Origin of the sequence: Rudaea sp. (assembly GCF_036560865.1) — a bacterium.
Classification (GTDB): domain Bacteria; phylum Pseudomonadota; class Gammaproteobacteria; order Xanthomonadales; family Rhodanobacteraceae; genus Rudaea.
Genome location: NZ_DATBQK010000016.1, coordinates 1 through 2,473 on the forward strand (window position 1 = coordinate 1; position 2,473 = coordinate 2,473).

At 64.6% G+C, this 2,473-nt stretch carries 2 protein-coding genes; one reads left to right on the forward strand and one right to left on the reverse strand.

From position 1 onward, the window contains the following. The coding region (locus VIE67_RS01685) for a mechanosensitive ion channel domain-containing protein (RefSeq protein ID WP_332022646.1) at nt 1-1,419 on the forward strand (1,419 nt) is incomplete at its 5' end. Here the strand turns inward: VIE67_RS01685 and VIE67_RS01690 are convergent. Beyond that, nucleotides 1,371-2,300, reverse strand: a complete 930-nt coding sequence (locus tag VIE67_RS01690) for a nucleoside hydrolase (RefSeq protein ID WP_332022648.1) — start codon at nt 2,298-2,300, stop codon at nt 1,371-1,373. The two genes, VIE67_RS01685 and VIE67_RS01690, sit on opposite strands and share 49 nt — an antisense overlap. Between the last annotated feature and the right edge of the window lie 173 nt (nt 2,301-2,473).

A 2,473-nucleotide genomic window follows, 5' to 3' on the forward strand; every position in this document is an offset into this window, starting at 1 on the left:
GCGCTGTTCATCCTGGGCGCGCTCGCGGTAGCCGCGATCGCATGGCGTCTGTTGCGCCCGGGTGCTGTGTGGACCCAGCGCGGCAAGATCGACAACGAACCGGTACGTGCGCGGCAGATCGCGCGCGTCGGTGTCGGCGGATTTTTCCTCGCCATCGCCGTACTCGCGGCGATCGGTTATTTCTTTACCGCGGTCACGCTGGCCGAGCACGCGCTGGCGTCGCTGATTGCGGTGCTTGGCGCCGGCGTGCTGCACGGCATGGCGGTGCGCTGGCTGATGCTCGGCGAGCGCCGTCTGGCGCTCAAGCGGCTGGAGGAAAAGCGCGCAGCCGAAATCGAATCGCGCAGCGAGGATACGGGCGGCGAAGCGCTGCCCGAAGTGGAAGCGGAAGAACTGGCCGTGTCCGACCTCGGCGCGCAAACGCGGCGCGTGCTGCGTCTGGCGATCGTTCTTCTGCTCGGCGCGGCCTTGCTGCTGATCTGGTCCGACATCGCACCGGCGCTGTCCTTCCTCGACAAGATCGCGGTGTGGAAATCCACCTACGCGGACACGGACGGCAAACAGATCGCATTCGACGTCACCGTGCGCTCGGTGTTCGAGTCGCTGCTGATTATCGCGATGACTTTCATCGCCACGCGCAACCTGCCCGGCCTGCTGGAAATCGGCGTGTTGCGCCGGCTGCAGATCGACGCGCCGACGCGCTATGCGATCACCAGCATCGTGCGTTATCTGATCGTGCTGATCGGCGTCCTCGTCGGCGTCGGTCTGCTCGGCGTGCGCTGGTCGAACCTGCAATGGCTCGCCGCCGGCCTCACCGTTGGTCTGGGTTTCGGTCTGCAGGAAATTTTTGCCAACTTCGTTTCTGGTCTGATCGTGCTGTTCGAGCGCCCGGTGCGCGTCGGCGACATCGTCACGATCGGCGACGTCGAAGGCACGGTCGCGCGCATCCGCACGCGCGCGACCACGATCGTCGACTGGGACAACAAGGAAGTGATCGTGCCAAACAAGAGTTTCATCACCGACCGGCTGGTCAACTGGACGCTGTCCGATACGACCACGCGCGTCGTGATCAAGGTCGGCGTCGCCTATCGCAACGATCCGCGGCTCGCACAGAAGCTGTTGCTCGAAACCGCCGCCGCGCACGAACTCGTACTCAAGGATCCGGCACCGTTGGCCTGGATGATGGGCTTCGGCGACAGTACGCAGGATTTCGAATTGCGTTTCTTCGTCGCCGAGATCAACCAGCGCAACCTCGTGCGCACCGAACTGCAGATGCGCATCGCCGAGGTGTTCCGCGAGCACGACATCGAGATCGCGTTTCCGCAGCGCGATGTATGGTTGCGCAATACGCTGGAAACGAACGCGCCGCCTCAGCCGGCGCCGAGTGCGGACGCGATCAGGGATTCAAAGCGCGACTGATCGACTTCGAGCACGATCTGCGCGTTGGCCGGCCGACCCAGACGGCTGTCCCAATCGACCACGGTCGCGCCGCGCGTGAGCGCACCGTTGATTTCGACCGCAACACGACGTTCCTTGGCGCGCGTGACGATGTCGGGATCGAGCGCGACGGCCATCGCCAGAGCATCCGCAATCAGCAATTTCGGACGCCCGCCCGCGCGCGTCCAGTCGCGGGTTTTCTGCGAGATCGCACGATAGAACTGCGCGCGCGGATCGCTGGCGGCGAGCAGCGCTTCGATGCGTGCGAACTCGATGCCATGCTGCACCGTCGCTTCCCAGTCAACCAGCACGAAATGTGGCCAGGTGGAAAACACCACATGCGCGGCTTCCGGATCGAAACCGATGTTGAACTCGGCGGGCACGGTCTCGTAGTTGCCGCGGCCGGTCACCGCACCACCCATGATCACCAGTTTGGCCACGCGTTGCGGCAGAGTCGGATCGAGGCGCAGCGCCAGCGCCAGATTGGTCAGTGGCGCCATCGCGACCAGCACCAGATTGCCCGCGTGTACGTGCGACAGGCGCAGGATCGCCAGTGCCGCATGCTCGCTTTCGGCGCTGCGCGTGCTCGGCGTATAGCCGGTGTCGCCGAAGCCGTCCTGACCGTGTACATAGGCCGCATCCGCCGCCGCATGCACGAGCGGCGTCGCGCAACCGGCGAATACGGGCGTATCCGCGCCGATCACCTCGATCAGCTTGAGCCCATTGGCGACCGTGTGCTCGATGCCGACATTGCCCGCGGCGATCGACAGGCCGAGCACTTGCGCATGCTCGTGCGCCATCAGGATCGCGAGCGCGTCGTCGACACCGGGATCGGTGTCGATCAGTATTTTATACTTTTCCATTTTTATCCTAACGGCTTGTTTCAGGGCAGCATATTCTAACGTGCGCGTCGCCCGTCACGCACCCGCGTACTGCGCGGAGTGGCCGATCCAGCGTGCGATCAGGCGTTCGACGAGATCCGGATGCTCGCGCAACAGCGCCGCCCCCGTGTGCTGCACGGCGGCGAGCAGATGCG